Genomic DNA, 917 nt, shown 5'->3' with positions numbered 1-917 from the left:
ACCAAGACCGTCACGGCGGTAGTCTTCGGTGCGACGTCGGGCACGCTCGGCTCGGCGCTGAACGGCAGCTATGGCAGCCTCGTGCTCAACGCATCGGGCGCCTACAGCTATGCGATCAACGAGAGCAATGCCGCCGTCCAGGCACTGCGGCAATCGACCAACACGCTGAGTGATGTCTTCAGCTATACGATGCGCGACAGTGCCGGGGCGACGGCGACGGCAAACCTGACCGTCACCATCCATGGCGCCAACGATGCGCCGGTGCTGGCGGTGCAGACGACGACCCAGAATGCCACGGTCGGCTCCGCCTTCTCCTTCACCCTGCCGACGACGACCTTCAGCGATGTCGACAGCGGCGAGACGCTGGCCTATTCGGCAACGGCCGCCGATGGCACGGCGCTGCCCTCCTGGCTGAGCTTCAATGCCTCGACGCGGACCTTCTCCGGCACGCCGACGACGTCAGGCACTTACGGCGTCAGGGTAACGGCAACGGACCTCGGAGGTCTTGCCGCCAACGAGACCTTCAACATCGCCGTGTCGACGACGTCGTCGACCAGCTACAGCCTGTTCTCCGCCTCCAGCACGCCTGCCCAGACCAACCTCAACGACGGTCAGCAGCTCGAACTCGGCGTCAAGTTCACGTCGAACGTTGCCGGGGATGTGACCGGCATCAAGTTCTATCGCAGCGCCAACGACAACGGCCAGAATGTCGTCGATCTGTGGACCACAACGGGCACCAAGCTCGCCACCGCCACCTTCACCAATACCACCGCGAGCGGCTGGCAGACGGTGAATTTTGCAACACCGGTCACCATCGCCGCCAACACCACTTATGTCGCCTCCTACCACACGACAGGAGCCTATGTGGCGACCAACAATTTCTTTACGACCGCCGTCACTAATGGTCCGCTGACGGC

1 protein-coding gene is annotated in these 917 nt (G+C 63.1%); it reads left to right on the top strand.

Translation table 11 applies throughout. The annotated features are described in order from the left end of the window. A partial coding sequence (locus K6M89_RS30490) for a DUF4082 domain-containing protein (RefSeq protein WP_222141854.1) occupies positions 1-917 on the top strand: 917 nt, incomplete at both ends.

It is taken from the genome of Rhizobium croatiense, from assembly GCF_019793465.1.
Lineage (GTDB): Bacteria > Pseudomonadota > Alphaproteobacteria > Rhizobiales > Rhizobiaceae > Rhizobium > Rhizobium croatiense.
The sequence above is the reverse complement of the archived record's forward strand: the minus strand, read 5'-3'. Positions and strand labels throughout refer to the sequence as shown.